We start from the raw sequence: 14,672 nt of genomic DNA, 5'->3' as shown, positions 1-14,672 counted from the left end.
TTGGTGGAGATAGTAAAAACATTCTAAAAAGTGCAAAAAAAAAAAAAAACAAAAGTTTCAAAGAAAGTAAAAAGTGGTGTCCTCGGCGGGATTTGAACCCACGACCTTACGATTAGGAATCGTACGCTCTATCCAGCTGAGCTACGGGGACAAGCCCCCACAAAGGGGACAAGCCCCATAAAAATGGGGGGAAGAAGACTTATTTAGCCTTAGCTACTAGGTCTTTCAAGCTCTTACCGGGCTTAAACTTAGGAACATATTTGTCCTTAGTTGTGTAAGTTTTGTTGCTACCGGGAACTTTACCAGTTTTGCCTTTTTGCACAGTGGCTTCAAATTTGCCAAAGCCAACTAGCTCAACAGGCTTTTTCTTGCTAAGTGCTTTTTCCACAGCTGCTACAAAAGCGTTTACTGCGTCCTCTGCACCTTTTTTGCTTGAAAACTTGCCAGCTTCTTTTACAAGTTCTACAAACTCTGCTTTATTCATCGTGTCTCCTTTGAGGTGAAATTTAAAGCGTGCTTATTCTATACAATTTTTTCCCTAAAATCAAGGATTTTGCGCAAAATTTTATAAAAAAGTGCAAAATTTTCCCTATTTTTAGGGCATTTTGCACGATTTTTGTCCTACAAAGCCCTTTTTTACTTGATTTTTAGGTTTTAGATTTTTGATGTTTTTGCTTCTTTTTTTGCTTATTTTTGACACTCGCTAGATTTCACACACCTTGTATAATTCATTTGTAGTGCAAAATTTGCACTCCCCTTGCATCACTTGCACCACTCAAATCCCACCAAAAGCCCCCTTTCTAGCCCCCCTATCCACACTCTTAGCATTCCCTTAGCACCGAAAATATCGCATTTTGATACTGCTCTAGCTCTTCTTTTGATTTTGCTTCAAACCTCGTTACAAGCACGGGCGTAGTGTTGCTAGCCCTTACCAAAGCCCAGCCATTTTCAAACACCACTCTTACCCCGTCAATGTCGATAATATCATATATTCTTGGGAATCTGCGATGAGATTCTGTATGTATGGTTATATCTCTACTATCTCGTGCTATCGCTTCTAGCTTTGCTTTTAGATTTGCTATTTTGGCAAATTTTTCTTCCTCTGTGGTTGAGATTTTTTCCTCATCAGTGGAGTAGAGCTTGGGTAGGGATTTTATGCTAGATTCTACTTCGCTAGGTGTGTGCATTGCAAACAGCTCTAGCGAGCGCAACGCCGCATATAGCGCATCATCATAGCCAAAATACCTATCATTAAAAAACAAATGCCCGCTCATTTCTGCTGCCATTTGCGCATTTAGCTCTTTTAGTTTTACTTTTAGATTGCTATGCCCTGTCTTATACATTATAGCTGTGCCTAGAGAATTTATCTCATCATACATTATTTGAGAGCATTTTACTTCGCCTATGATAGTTGGATTTGGCGTGATTTTGGCGATTTCTCGTGCAAATAGTATCGCCATTTCATCGCCTTTGTAGAGATGATTTTGTGTCATTAGCGCGATTCTATCCGCATCTCCGTCAAAAGCGATTCCAATAGGTGTGCCATTTTCTTTCATATACTTGATAATATCAGCGAGGTTTTTTTCTTCGCTTGGGTCTGGGTGGTGGTTGGGGAATGTGCCATCAGGCTTTTCATATAGGCTTGTATGCTTTATTTTTAGGCGAGATAGCACATTTTCTAGCCCGAGTGCACCCACTCCATTGCCATAGTCAAGCACGATTTGGTAAGGGAAATCCTCCAATCGCGCAAAATGCTCCACCAAAAAATCCTCATAGCATTTTAGCGCGTCTAGATTTTTGGCTTGATTTTGCGCTGTATCTAGTGCTTTTAGCTCGCCTTGTGCTAGCTCTGCTCCTAGATTTCTTATATCCTCTCCATAAAAAGGCTTTTTATCAATAGTGATTTTAAACCCATTATACTGCGGTGGATTGTGGCTACCTGTTATCATAACAGAGCTTGTGATATTTGCTTCTTTGTCTATTTTTTCGCTTGCAAATGTAGCGAAATACGCCACAGGCGTGGGAATCATACCCATAAAATACACTTCCACACCACTTGAGATAAAGCCATCTTTTAGCCATTCATACAGCGTGGGGGAGTGCGTGCGCGCATCATACCCTATGGCGACTGCCTTGCTTGCGCTAGCAAGTATGCGCTTGCCAAGCAAAAATCCTATATGTTGCACGACTTCTTTTGTGAGGCTTTCTCCATAAATCCCGCGAATGTCATACTCCCTAAAGATATTCATATCTACTTTTTGGTTCGCATTTTTACTCATTTTTGCTCCTTTTTGCTGTGGCTTTGCTTATTTTGAGATTATAGATTTTCCTACATTCTCACTAATGAGAGTCTAATAAATCTACATTTTTTTACATAACCTTATTTTGCTAAACCTGCATAAAAATCCTTAAAAAATTTTTAAGAAAGTTTGTAAAACCTATATAGATTTTTCATATATTAGATAAAAAGACACCAAAAAGACTTAAATTTAGATTTTTTGCTTTACTTTTGAGTTAAACTTATAGGGTTTGTAATAAACTAGACACAACCCAAAAACATTACTTCCTAAGGAGATACGATGAATATAGATAAAAGCACAAAATGTATAAGTGCTTTGAGACATAAACGAGAGAGAGAGAGAGAGAGTAGTTCACGATCAATTTGTCATACTGAGCGAAGCGAAGTATCCAAAAATGCAAACGCAAATCTGCAAAATCCTTTGGATATTTCGGTTTCTGCGAAACCTCAATATGACAAAGCAGGTGGGCATAATGTAATTTCCCCCTCCCTTGCAGGTGGCGATTCCACTTATTCCCCCTCCCTTGCGGAGGGGGTAAGGGGGTGGGTAGATACCACTTCCGCACTTCAAGTAAAGCCAACAACTGCTAGTGAATATGGCATTTCCGTCATTGCGAGCAAGCTAAGTGAGCGTGGCAAGCCACAGATTTCAAAAATAGATTGCCACGACTTGACTTCGTCAAGTCTCTCAATGACGAATAAAAGTGTAGATTGCCACGCAAATGCCAACGCATTTGCTCGCAAAACGAGGCGAAGCCGAAGTTTCTTTAGTAATGACGAATCTTTCCACGCTTTTTCCAATGCAAAAGACGCCCACCCCCAAACCCCACTCGTGCTGCGGGAGGGGACTTTTAAAAAGCCAAGCCACACCCACTTAAGCGCAAAAATATCCCTAGCCAAAGCAGCAATCATATCGGGGCTTTTTTGTCAAGCAATTGTAGCAGCAGATTTCACAGGCTCTATGAGTGCTAGCGAACTGCAAAATAGGCTTGCAAATGCCTTATCTAGCAGCGATAGCATCTACAATCTAGGGCTAAAGGATAGCCAACTATCCGTAGGTGCAGGAACCGTAAAAGTGGATTTAAGAACCACAGGTAGACAAGTAAACTTTGGTAATATATCTGCATCTAGCACGATTTTTGACTTCACTAGCTTAGGTGGCAATACCATAACAGCTAGTGGAGGCTCATCTTTAGGTAAACTTATTTTAGGCAATTTTAGCAATGTAAGCATAGCAAGTGGGGCTAGTATCGGTAGTGGGATAAGCGGTGGTGGAATCCAAGTTAGCGTTAACTCAACCATACAGTCACTCACTATAAGTGGTGCAGGAAGTTTTGTAAGTCAAATAACCACCCTAAACGGTGACACAAGAGGTGCTATAAACACGCTTACCATAGGCACTCAAGGAGTATTCTCTCCTCATCTCTCAAGCTATTATTTGAATGCTACCATTCTTAGACTAAACATATATAGCGCATCTCTTAGTATAGATGCTTCTGCAACTCAATGGAACTCCAAAGCCACAACACCCAAACTAAAAGCACAGCATATCATCACAGCAAATACAACAAACAACAACCCATCTGCTATCAATATAGGAAAAGGTGCTATATACCTCACTATTGGTCCAAGCGCAGAGGCTAATAAGCCATATTTTTATGATTTTATCGTGCTAACAGGGGATGGCGGATATTATAATACCAATACAAAAATTGATTCTACAAATGTTTCAGCTTCCCCCGGTGTCTCGCTAAAAGAAACAACAGGACAAGCAAATGTTGAGATAAAAGGGGTGGTAACACCACAGACAAAAAAAGGCTTTATATTACAAGCTGATGCTTCCACTAGCTATGGCGCGAGTGTATATCGCTCTCTAGCTCTAAGCTATATGCGCAGAAATGCAATGACTCAAAATATCCTAGATACAATGACGACAAAGACATTTCATAGCGATAGATACTACAACCAAGAAGTAGAGCTAAGGCTAATCCAATACGATATGTCTAGGCTAACCAACCGTAGCAGCAAGTTTGCCAAGCAAACTCGCAAAAATCAAGCAAAAATCGACAAAATGCGTGATAAGCTAGCCAAGCTAACCCTAGAGCAATCTAAAGGACAAAATCTAGACAAAGGATATAATAACTTTGAAGTCATAGACCAACTTGATGTAATGTTTATCCCCTATACGGGTAGGCGAGATTGGCGAGTTTTTGCGCTTCCCTATGCTGTGCATAGCTTCGTAGATATGGGTGCAAAAAGCTCTGCCATAGAATACGCAGGTGGTGCATTGGTAGGATTGCAAAGAAATTTAAAAGCAAATGGAATCGTTGGTGCGTATATGGGGTATGAGTTTTCTCACGCAGATACTACCCTAGCTGGTGCTCCTGCCACAGTGCAGACAAATAGTATCCAAGCAGGGCTAAACTATTTTAAAACCTTTGCTATTACTTCTAAAATATGGGAGGGGTTTATCAAAGCAACTATTCGCGGTGGAGCGGATTTACCACAATTTAGATTTGAAGCAGGCGGAAAAACAAACAAAATAGACTCCGACTCAAAAAACTCTAGCGTGCCACTGATGTATAGCATAGGTGCAGAAGTGCGCGGTGGTTTTACATTTTATTACTTCAAGCGAAATAGCTACCTAAGTCCTGAAGTCGGGCTAAGCTATGATATGCTAAGCGCGTTTGCTATGAAGTTTGCAAAACCAATAACAAGGCTAGATAGTGGGGTAGATATAATGCCGCTAGGCGCAGATGAATACTATAAGTCTATATATTGGCATCTACCTCAAATAAGCGTAGCATTGCGCTATCACAAAATGTGGGGTAATACATTTCGCACAAATCTAAAAGTGGGCGTAAAATATAACATAATCAATAAGCAAACATCTAGCTTTATGATAGGCAAGCCAGATTTTAGCGATACAGGAATCATTACCCTACCTGCAGTGTATGGGAATCTAGCACTTGATTTTATTTGGATGATAAAGAAAAATCACGAGCTAAGTTTGGGCTATGATGGGCTTTTCTATGCTAGCACTTTTGCCAAAGAGAAAAACGCTCAAGGGCAAAGCGTAAAAACAGATGATTGGTTTAATGGCGTAACTACGACTTTGAATCTCAAATACGCGTATTGGTTTGGTGGCACGGACTATGTCAAAGACAAAGAGGGCAATGCTATCTCTCGCTCCGCACTAGAGAATTCACAAAAGAAATCCAAACCCAAGAAGCCTAAAAAGTCCAAGAAAAAAATCTACTATATTGATGAATAAATGGCTTGATTTAAGGATAGGCATTTGATGAGTAAGGCTTAGATTAGGTTTTAGGGTTTTGTCATTTTGTCATTGCTAGCGAACGAAGTGAGCGTGGTAATCCATAAAAAAGACATAGATTACCACGAGAATCCTTGCGGACACTCTCGCAATGATGGGGGTTTTGTAGGCTACTGCGATTTTGCTAATGCAAAAGATACCTACCCCCCAAGCCCCTCGTGCTAAAGAGTGGGAAATAGATTGCTTCGGGCTACAAGTCGCCCTTGCAATGATGAATACTTTTGGACATTTGATAACTTAGTATTTACAAATCACGGATTTTTTTGGCAGGGTTGCCAGCATAGATTCCACTTTTGGTTATGTCTTTGGTTACCACACTTCCCGCGCCGATTACGACATTATCACAGATTTTTACAGGCAAAATCGTAGCATTACTCCCGATGCTTACATTATTTCCTATACTTGCGCCACACCATTTGTTTTTATCAGCACTTGGCTTACCCTCTCTAAACAAATCATTTACAAACGCCACACTATGTCCGATGAAGCAATTATCTCCGATAATACTAAGTGAGCAAATGAAGCTATGGCTTTGGATACGGCAATTATGCCCGATAGTTACTTCGTTTTGGATTTCTACAAATGGTCCCACAAAGCAGTTATCCCCAAAATGACAGCCATAAAGATTTAGTGGCTCTACTACGCAAAACCCTTTCCCGTGCGTAATATCTACAATCCTGCTTTTCAAAATCCGCATTTGTGATGATTGTGCTTTTTTGGATTCTGTATTATTATTTGCCATCTTTTATGCCTTGTATTTCCCACTCTATCGCATAGATTCTCTCTTTTGCATTATCAAGCCTAGCGATTTTATCCATAGAGCCTTTGTCATAGTCGCTTGGCACGCGCAAAGAGTGCAGGCTTTGGGTGTCTATCGCGCCATCGGTGCTTGTTTTGTAAAGCCGTGATAATGCTTCCTCGCCCTGTGTGGAGAAAAAATAACAATAAAGCCCGATAGCTACTTGCTTGCTAGGGGCGCGAAGCACGATGATTCCAGCATTTACCACACTTGGAATCATATTTATGCTAGAGATACTAACCCCATCTTTTTGCAAGACTTCTTTTTTGGCAAACGCGTTTTGTCCTACTATGGCGATTTTGGGGCTTACTCCTCGCAAAGATAGCAAAATATCATAAGGCTTTATGCGGTATTTATAGATTTTGGTAGCATTGCCTTTATCTTTTTTGGCTTCAAAGCTTTGCGTAAAGCCACAGATAGCAAAATCTGCTATACCTATGTCATAAAATTCGATAGGCTCATCTTGGCTTGTGCCTTGCACTCTTTGCCCGCGAAATATCTCTACACCCAAATCTTGCAAGCTAAAATCTTTGGCAAGTTTTTTTGTTTTGGCAGTGATTGGCAGTGGGGTAGGTGGCACAAGTCGCAAGTTTATGTAGCTTTGGGCTCGCAAGTCTTTTGGAGAGATTTTCTCAAGCGGAGTTAGCGCAGAATGTGGAGTTAGCTTTTTGTAGCGATAGATTTCTAGAAGTCTTTCGATATTTTTTAGGCGATTATACTTGCCGTCTTTGGCAAAAAAATGCTCGTTATTTGCGTTTATATGCAAAATCTCTTTGTTGCTTTTAGAGATGACAATCACAGAAAAATCATAATTTTGATGAGGAAAAATATTTTTGGGTAGCTCGATTATGGCTTCTATAAGCCCATTTTGACACAGATAGGAGCGTAGCTTGCCCTCTAGCGAGGATTTTAGCAATGTTTGGTTGCGCACGATAAAAACACCTTTTTGCTTTAGGTGGGCAAGGGAGTGCACCAAAAACACTAGCTCAGGATAGGATTTTGCTAGTATTCCCATTTCCCTAAACCTCATATCATCTTTTAGATTTTCAGTGCTCATTTGTGCGTTTAGTGGCGGATTGCAGAGGATTTTGTCAAACTTCATAAAGTCAAAATCTTGTGAATCTATCGTGGAATTTTTGCTTTGGGCAGTGTTTTGTTTTGTGCTTTGTGTGTTTTTTTGGACTCTAAAGAGTGGATTTTCCAAAATATCGCCCACGCCCAAATGTGTCTCCTCTATCCCGCTAATGCTTGCAATAAGCCTAGCAAGATAAGAAAGTTTAGAATCTAGCTCTTCGCCATAGAGTTTTATTTTTTTGCTTGGCAAGCACAAAAACACACTTCCCATTCCATAGCAGGGGTTATACACTTCATCATTATCTTTTATATCTAAAATCCCCACCAAAAGACGATTTATCTCGCTGGGCGTGGAGTAGAAATATAGCTTATTAGAGGTTTTTTTCTGTGTGATAAGGTGCAAAAACTCCTCAATTAGCTCATTTGAAATCTTTGATATGTGGCTTTGCTCGATAAATCGCAAAATCTTTATAGGGTTTATTTTGGATTCTTGTGTGAGTAGTAAAGTAGTGTATTTAGGTTCTTTTAGAGCGGTTTTTAGCACTTCAAGTAGTTTATTGCTAGTTTTTGTTTTGTTGGCAGATGAGAGCAGGCTAGAGTATTGTTTTGGCTTTTTGATTTTTAGCAAAATCATCTCAAGCATAACACCTATAACATCAAGTGTGTCGATATAATAAGGCTTTAGATAGTCAAAGCATTTTAAAAGCGGCTGCAATGTATCAAAATCTGTTTTTTTTGTAGAATCCATTTTGTAAAAAACTCCATTTTCAAAAATCTGCACCAAAATTCTAGCATTTTTGTCAAAATCATCGCCAAAATCACAGATGAAATTGCGATAAAAAGCTATAATTTTGGCTTTGTTTTTTGTCAAAAAGTTTTCTTAAAGTTGATTTAAGTTTATTTTTAGAGGTGATTTATTATGCTAGAGATTTTCCCTGCGATTGATTTAAAAGGTGGCAAGGCTGTTAGGCTATATCAAGGCGAATTTGATAGTGCGAAAATCTATGGAGAAGCACACGATTTTTTGCGTTTATTTGAAGAGGCTGGGGCAAAGTGGGTGCATATTGTCGATTTAGATGGTGCGCTAAGTGGAAAGAATGAAAATCTAGCATTGATAGAATCTTTGCGCAAAAGCACTTCACTACAAATCCAAGTAGGAGGTGGAATCCGCGATGAAGAAGCTATCAAGCGATATGTAAATATCGGTGTAGATAGAGTGATACTTGGCTCAATCGCGCTAAAAAATGTGGAATTTACCAAATCTATGGCAGGTAGCTATCCTGTGGTGGTAGGCATAGACGCTAGAGGTGGCAAAGTCGCAGTAGAGGGCTGGGGAAGCGTAAGTGAGATAGATGCGCTAGAGCTAGCAGGGGAGTATAGCGATAGTGCCATAGAGGGTGTTATCTGCACAGATATTTCAAAAGATGGGGCATTAAGCGGGATAAATATTGACTTCACACTCTCTATCGCAAAGGCTTGTGGCAAGCCAACTATCGCAAGTGGCGGGTGCAAAGGCATAGAAGATGTAACCAAATTAAAAAATGCTTTTGAGGGTGAAAATCTAGCTGGTGGGATTATAATCGGCAAGGCTTTTTATGAGGGGAAAATCAACTTAAAAGAAGCGATAAAAGAGGCTAATTGCTAGCTTTGTGTGATTTTCAAATGTGTGCAAAAACCACAAACAAAATCTAATAAAAAGGCAAAGAAAGGGATAAATCTTAATGGTTTTATGTTATGATTACGCAATTTAAAAGGTGCGTAAGATTTGCCCTTGCATTGATTAAGCAAAGTAAATAAAGGAGTTTCCCTTGAGATTATTAGTCGTTGATGATAGCTCCACAATGAGACGAATCATAAAAAACACTCTTGAGCGACTAGGCTACCAAGATATTTTAGAAGCCGAGCACGGAGTGCAAGCGTGGGAGATTATGGATGGGCAAGAGGGTATAGGGGTGCTGATAACAGACTGGAATATGCCTGAAATGAATGGGCTTGATTTGGTAAAAAAGGTTCGCGCCGATGGGCGATACAAGGAGATTCCAATCATTATGGTAACCACAGAGGGTGGCAAGTCTGAAGTCATTACCGCGCTAAAAGCTGGCGTGAATAATTACATTGTGAAGCCATTTACCCCACAAGTGCTAAAAGAAAAGCTAGAAGTCGTGCTAGGGGTAAATGATTAGTATAGATTTTGCGTATTTGAGTTGCGTTGCTTTTGGCAAATGGCTATAAGTGCAGAGCCCATATGGGAATTCATAGAGTTTTATAAAGATTGCAAAAATTATAAAATTCAAAAATCATAAGATTATAGAAGCTATATAGTTTTTATGAAAACACATTATTATGAGACTTGCATTGTCCCCACAGGCTACTTTGATATTTTTTGCGATTATGTGCTGGAGGCGACAAAAGAGGCTATCGAGCAAAAGCCTATAACGCAAAAAGAGCTTCAAAAATCTAACCAAGAATCCACAAAATACACTACAAAAACTTCCACAAAATCTGCAAAAAAGCTTGCAAAAGATTCCACAAAAACCCCAACCAAAAATCTTTCAAATCCTATATGGCATTGTTGCAATGCTGATTTTAGCGAGATTTGCACAAACTTAGCGATAGCTGAAGCACAAGGCACAGAATCCCAAATGATGATTGTCCGCGCAGAATCCACCCCACAAAGTCTTTTGAAAGAATTGCAGGATTTTACACAAACTTTAAGCGAGCGCGTAGGAGAAAAAGTAGGTTTTGCTTATAGTGTAGAAAAATGCGAAAATGTTGATTGGATAGAAGCGTATAAGCGCGGTGTTAGCCCCATAGAGTGCGCGAGATTTTATATCCGTCCTTCGTGGTGTGAGCCACCAAAATCTAGCTATACCCAAACGACAAAGCCACCAAAAAGCACAAAAGCACCCAAAAATGCCAAATCTAGCGAATTTATAGACATTGTTATCGACCCGTCTTTAGCGTTTGGCTCTGGGCATCACGCAAGCACTTTTTTGTGTTTAGAGGAGTTGCACAAAGTCGATTTGGAGGGAAATTTGCGCAATAGGGTTTGTTTAGATTTGGGCTGTGGGAGTGGGATTTTGGGCATAGCTATGGCAAAAATGGGTGCAAAAGTCGATGTGTGCGATATTGATGAATACGCCATAGAGCAAACGCATAAAAATTTCGCGCAAAATCGTGTGGGTTGTGGCAAAGCATATCAAAGCACGCTTGATAAAATGCTAGCAAACCCCTCATTTGATACAAAATATGACCTTATTTGTGCAAATATTTTGGCTGATATTTTACTGCCTTTGCGAGATGATTTTGCATTTGCTCTAAATCGTGTCAAAAATCGCAAAAATAAAAAAAACTACGATAAACATATTTTTACTCCTCTGCTGATATTATCGGGCATTATTGAGAGCAAAGCTCCCCTTATCATCTCACATTTTTGTGCCAAAGATTCTGCCTTTGTCTTGCTTGATGAGAAGTGCAAAGATGAGTGGGTGTGCATAAAATTTGCTTTGCAGAATTAGCATTAGCCAAATTCAACTAAATTTGGCTAATTTTCTTGCCAAAATATACTATAATGTGGCTTTTAAGTCTTTTGACAAACAAATTATTTTAGAGGAAATAAGAGGAAACAATGGAGCAAAATACACAAAATAATCAACAAAATGGTGGCAAAAAACCACCAAAAACACCACCAATGAAGCAAAATCCTATTTTACTTTTTATCGTTTTTGCCGTGATTGCTATGTTTGTGGTGAAGTTTAGCAGTGGTGATTCTGCGCTTTTTAGCACTGCTTTTGGTGGTAATGCAACTCGCAGTATGGAATACTCCGAACTAAAGCAGCTTATCTCTAGCCGTCAAGTAAGCAATGTAAGCATAGGGCAAACTATCATCAAAGCAAATGGTATAGATTCTAATGGTGCAAAGATTACTTTCATAGCGCGAAAAGTAGCCGACCCCACGCTAGTTCAGTTACTAGAAGAGAATGGCATTCCTTATGGTGGGTTTAGCGAGAGTAACTTTTTGACAGATATGTTTGGCTGGTTGCTGCCCATTTTTATTTTTCTTGGGCTTTGGATGTTTTTGGCAAGCAGAATGCAAAAAAATATGGGCGGTGGGATATTTGGTATGGGAAGTTCAAAAAAGCTCGTAAATGCCGAAAAACCCAAAGTGAAATTTGATGATATGGCGGGCAACGAAGAGGCAAAAGAAGAAGTTGTAGAAATCGTAGATTTTCTAAAATACCCCGATAGATACGCTGCTGTGGGGGCAAAAATCCCAAAAGGCGTCTTGCTTGTAGGACCACCGGGCACAGGTAAGACTTTGCTTGCAAAGGCAGTGGCAGGCGAAGCAAATGTTCCGTTTTTTTCTATGAGTGGGAGTAGTTTCATAGAAATGTTTGTAGGACTTGGTGCAAGTCGCGTGCGTGATTTGTTTGAAATGGCAAAAAAAGAAGCACCTAGCATTATTTTTATTGATGAGATTGATGCTATCGGCAAATCCCGCGCCGCAGGTGGAATGGTAGGTGGGAATGATGAGCGAGAGCAAACGCTAAATCAGCTTTTGGCAGAAATGGACGGTTTTGGTAGTGAAAACGCTCCTGTCATCGTGCTAGCTGCGACAAACCGCCCTGAAGTGCTTGACCCTGCTTTGCTTCGACCGGGGCGATTTGATAGGCAAGTCTTGGTTGATAAGCCAGATTTTAGTGGCAGGCTAGAGATTCTAAAGGTGCATATCAAAGCTGTGAAACTATCACGCGATGTGGATTTAGAAGAAATCGCAAAACTTACCGCAGGACTTGCGGGAGCTGATTTGGCAAATATCATCAACGAAGCCGCACTCCTTGCAGGTAGAAACAACCAAAAAGAAGTATCTCAAAGCAATCTAAAAGAAGCAGTCGAGCGCGGAATCGCAGGGCTAGAGAAAAAATCTCGCAGAATCTCCCCCAAAGAAAAGAAAATAGTAGCCTATCACGAGAGCGGACACGCCCTCATAGCCGAAATGACAAAAGGTGCTTCTAAAGTTAATAAGGTATCTATTATTCCGCGTGGTATGGCAGCACTTGGCTACACGCTAAACACGCCTGAAGAAAACAAATACCTTATGCAAAAGCACGAGCTACTAGCAGAAGTTGATGTGCTACTTGGTGGGCGCGCAGCTGAAGATGTGTTTTTGGGCGAAATCTCCACAGGTGCTAGCAATGACTTAGAGCGGGCTACTGACATACTAAAAGCGATGATAAGCTACTATGGTATGACAAATGAAAATGGACTTATGGTGCTAGAAAAGCAACGCAACGCATTTTTGGGTGGTGGGCTTGGTAGCTCAAGGGAATTTAGCGAAAAAACCGCAGAGAGTGTGGATAGCTTTGTGCGAGCTACGCTAGATTCTCGCTTCAGTGAAGTCAAAAAGACGCTAAAAAGCTATGATGGCGCGATAGAACTAATGGTAAAAGAATTGTTTGACAAAGAGGTTATTGACGGCTCGCGTGTGCGCGAAATCATCACTGATTTTGAAAAACAAAACGATATGCCAACGCGCATTATCCCGCAAGAGCAAGAAGAGGAGGTTTAGAAATCTTAATAAAATAAGATTTTTAAACTAGATATACCAAGACAAAGGAGCTAAAATGAACAACACGCAAATCATTACAAAAGAAAGCTTTAATGGACTTTTTGCTCTTGGGATTTGGATAGTTTTTTGCTGGTTTTTTGATTTTTCATTTGGGACATTTATCGGTGTTTTGGGACTTTTGGCTTGGATTTGGGCTTATAGAAATCCTGAGCGAATTGCTTTGCAGCAAGGCAAAGACATTGTCTTAGCCCCGATAGATGGCTATATCAGCAATATTGAGCAATTAGATAATGGTGTTTGCATACATATCAAGGTGGGGTTTTTTGATGTGGGCTTGGTGCGTGCACCTACGAATTGTAAGGAGCTATCTATTTCTAAGCAAGCAGGGCTTTTGGCGTATTTTTCTCCGCTAAATGAAAGCCTAAATGAAAGCCTGCACGCAAAAAGCAAAAACTTTGAAATTATGCTTTTACCACGCATTTTTAGGCATTCTTCGTTTTATGCACCTATCGAATACAAAGCGGGCGATAGAATCGGCTTTATGAAAGTGGGCGAAGTAAAAATGCGTGTTTATGGCAATATAGAGATGATAAGCAGGATTGGGGACAAAATCCAAGCAGGCGTGAGCGTGGTGGGAAATCTACGCTAAAGTCATCAAAATGCAAAAAGCACCTGATAAAAATTGCAAAAATTTAGAAAAAAGACAAGGGGCATAAAATCTTGTAATGCTTTTCTTAAACTTGCAAGCCGCGTATTAAGCTAAAACTTGCAAGCACAAAAACATAGCTAAATCTGCAAAACCTAGCAGAAGTTAGTAAAATCATAAGGATAAGGCGATGAATATAAACCCTCTTTTTATCTTGCCAAACCTATTTACCGCAGGGGGAATCTTTTGCGGAATAGTAAGCATTATGCTTGCTTCAAACACACGCTTTGAGCTAGCGGCGTGGCTTATCGTGCTTGCTATGGTATTTGATGGACTTGATGGTAGGGTGGCTAGGCTTACACACACTACTAGCAAGTTTGGCGTGGAGTTTGATTCTCTAGCAGATATTGTAGCCTTTGGCGTAGCACCTGCTATGTTGCTTTATTACTACATTCCACAAATCGGCTCAAGCTACGGATTTGACGGAGATTATGGACTATATCGCATTTTTGTTTGCGCGCTATTTGTTATATTTGGTGCGATTCGCTTAGCGAGGTTTAATGTAACGACAAGCAACACCGAGCCAAATACATTCATAGGGCTTCCCATACCTAGTGCAGCGGTGATTTTGGTGCTTTGGATTTTGCTTGATTTGCGTTATGGATTTTTAGCACCCAAGTTCAGCTACGCGCTCCTTATTTTGGCATTTTTGTTAAGCATTCTAATGGTAAGCAATATCCGCTATCCTAGCTTTAAAAAATTGCGGTGGAATCTAAAGCTATTTGTCATCTTGCTAATCGCCCTTGCGGCGATTATTAGTTCAAAATTTTATGTGGAGATTTTTTGCGCTCTTTTAAGCGGATATATGCTTTATGGCATTATTCGATTTATCGTGCTTATGTGCAAAGTCCTCCTTAAAAAATGCTAAAAAATAAATAAACACTTTTAGCG

12 protein-coding genes and 1 tRNA gene are annotated in these 14,672 nt (G+C 40.1%); 8 read left to right on the top strand and 5 right to left on the bottom strand.

Annotated elements, in window-relative coordinates:
• Nucleotides 1–74: 74 nt before the first annotated feature.
• The 3 genes from CQA40_RS08305 to CQA40_RS08295 all read right to left on the bottom strand — a co-directional run bounded on the left by CQA40_RS08305 (nucleotide 75) and on the right by CQA40_RS08295 (nucleotide 2,279).
• A tRNA-Arg gene (locus CQA40_RS08305) sits at nucleotides 75–151 on the bottom strand.
• A 48-nt stretch (nucleotides 152–199) separates the two neighbouring features.
• The gene (locus CQA40_RS08300; RefSeq protein WP_023927675.1) at nucleotides 200–484 is read right to left on the bottom strand and encodes an HU family DNA-binding protein; all 285 of its coding nucleotides are present in this window, start codon (nucleotides 482–484) and stop codon (nucleotides 200–202) included.
• Nucleotides 485–821: 337 nt separating this feature from the next.
• Nucleotides 822–2,279, bottom strand: a complete 1,458-nt coding sequence (locus tag CQA40_RS08295) for a phosphomannomutase/phosphoglucomutase (RefSeq protein WP_258864511.1) — start codon at nucleotides 2,277–2,279, stop codon at nucleotides 822–824.
• Between the two features lie 300 nt (nucleotides 2,280–2,579).
• Here CQA40_RS08295 and CQA40_RS08290 point away from each other — a divergent pair, with 300 nt between their 5' ends.
• Entirely contained in the window at nucleotides 2,580–5,573 is a 2,994-nt protein-coding gene (locus CQA40_RS08290) for an autotransporter outer membrane beta-barrel domain-containing protein (protein WP_115520401.1), read from the top strand.
• A 66-nt stretch (nucleotides 5,574–5,639) separates the two neighbouring features.
• Nucleotides 5,640–5,798 (top strand): hypothetical protein, encoded by a 159-nt coding sequence (locus CQA40_RS11240; protein ID WP_181882895.1) that lies wholly within the window; start codon nucleotides 5,640–5,642, stop codon nucleotides 5,796–5,798.
• 79 nt (nucleotides 5,799–5,877) lie between these two features.
• Here CQA40_RS11240 and CQA40_RS08285 read toward each other — a convergent pair whose 3' ends face one another.
• Nucleotides 5,878–6,330, bottom strand: a complete 453-nt coding sequence (locus CQA40_RS08285; protein WP_115520413.1) for an acyltransferase — start codon at nucleotides 6,328–6,330, stop codon at nucleotides 5,878–5,880.
• 34 nt (nucleotides 6,331–6,364) lie between these two features.
• Nucleotides 6,365–8,377 (bottom strand): N-6 DNA methylase, encoded by a 2,013-nt coding sequence (locus CQA40_RS08280; RefSeq protein WP_115520400.1) that lies wholly within the window; start codon nucleotides 8,375–8,377, stop codon nucleotides 6,365–6,367.
• Between the two features lie 48 nt (nucleotides 8,378–8,425).
• On the opposite strand from CQA40_RS08280, the gene hisA reads away from it, so the two are divergent.
• The 6 genes from hisA to pssA all read left to right on the top strand — a co-directional run bounded on the left by hisA (nucleotide 8,426) and on the right by pssA (nucleotide 14,649).
• Nucleotides 8,426–9,151 (top strand): 1-(5-phosphoribosyl)-5-[(5-phosphoribosylamino)methylideneamino]imidazole-4-carboxamide isomerase, encoded by a 726-nt coding sequence (hisA, locus tag CQA40_RS08275; RefSeq protein WP_115520399.1) that lies wholly within the window; start codon nucleotides 8,426–8,428, stop codon nucleotides 9,149–9,151.
• A 163-nt stretch (nucleotides 9,152–9,314) separates the two neighbouring features.
• Nucleotides 9,315–9,689, top strand: coding sequence for a chemotaxis response regulator CheY (locus CQA40_RS08270; protein WP_023927681.1), 375 nt, complete (start codon nucleotides 9,315–9,317; stop codon nucleotides 9,687–9,689).
• Between the two features lie 144 nt (nucleotides 9,690–9,833).
• Nucleotides 9,834–11,024, top strand: coding sequence for a 50S ribosomal protein L11 methyltransferase (locus tag CQA40_RS08265; RefSeq protein WP_115520398.1), 1,191 nt, complete (start codon nucleotides 9,834–9,836; stop codon nucleotides 11,022–11,024).
• A 110-nt stretch (nucleotides 11,025–11,134) separates the two neighbouring features.
• A complete protein-coding gene (gene ftsH / locus CQA40_RS08260; RefSeq protein WP_115520397.1) occupies nucleotides 11,135–13,075 on the top strand; it encodes an ATP-dependent zinc metalloprotease FtsH in 1,941 nt (646 codons plus the stop codon).
• Nucleotides 13,076–13,130: 55 nt separating this feature from the next.
• Nucleotides 13,131–13,724: a phosphatidylserine decarboxylase gene (locus CQA40_RS08255; protein WP_023927684.1), complete on the top strand. Its 594-nt coding sequence runs from the start codon at nucleotides 13,131–13,133 to the stop codon at nucleotides 13,722–13,724.
• 187 nt (nucleotides 13,725–13,911) lie between these two features.
• Nucleotides 13,912–14,649: a CDP-diacylglycerol--serine O-phosphatidyltransferase gene (gene pssA, locus CQA40_RS08250; RefSeq protein WP_023927685.1), complete on the top strand. Its 738-nt coding sequence runs from the start codon at nucleotides 13,912–13,914 to the stop codon at nucleotides 14,647–14,649.
• The last annotated feature ends 23 nt before the right edge of the window (nucleotides 14,650–14,672 follow it).

The sequence above is a fragment of the Helicobacter sp. MIT 01-3238 genome, assembly GCF_003364135.1.
Lineage (GTDB): Bacteria > Campylobacterota > Campylobacteria > Campylobacterales > Helicobacteraceae > Helicobacter_B.
This window is presented reverse-complemented; position numbering and strand designations above follow the sequence as displayed.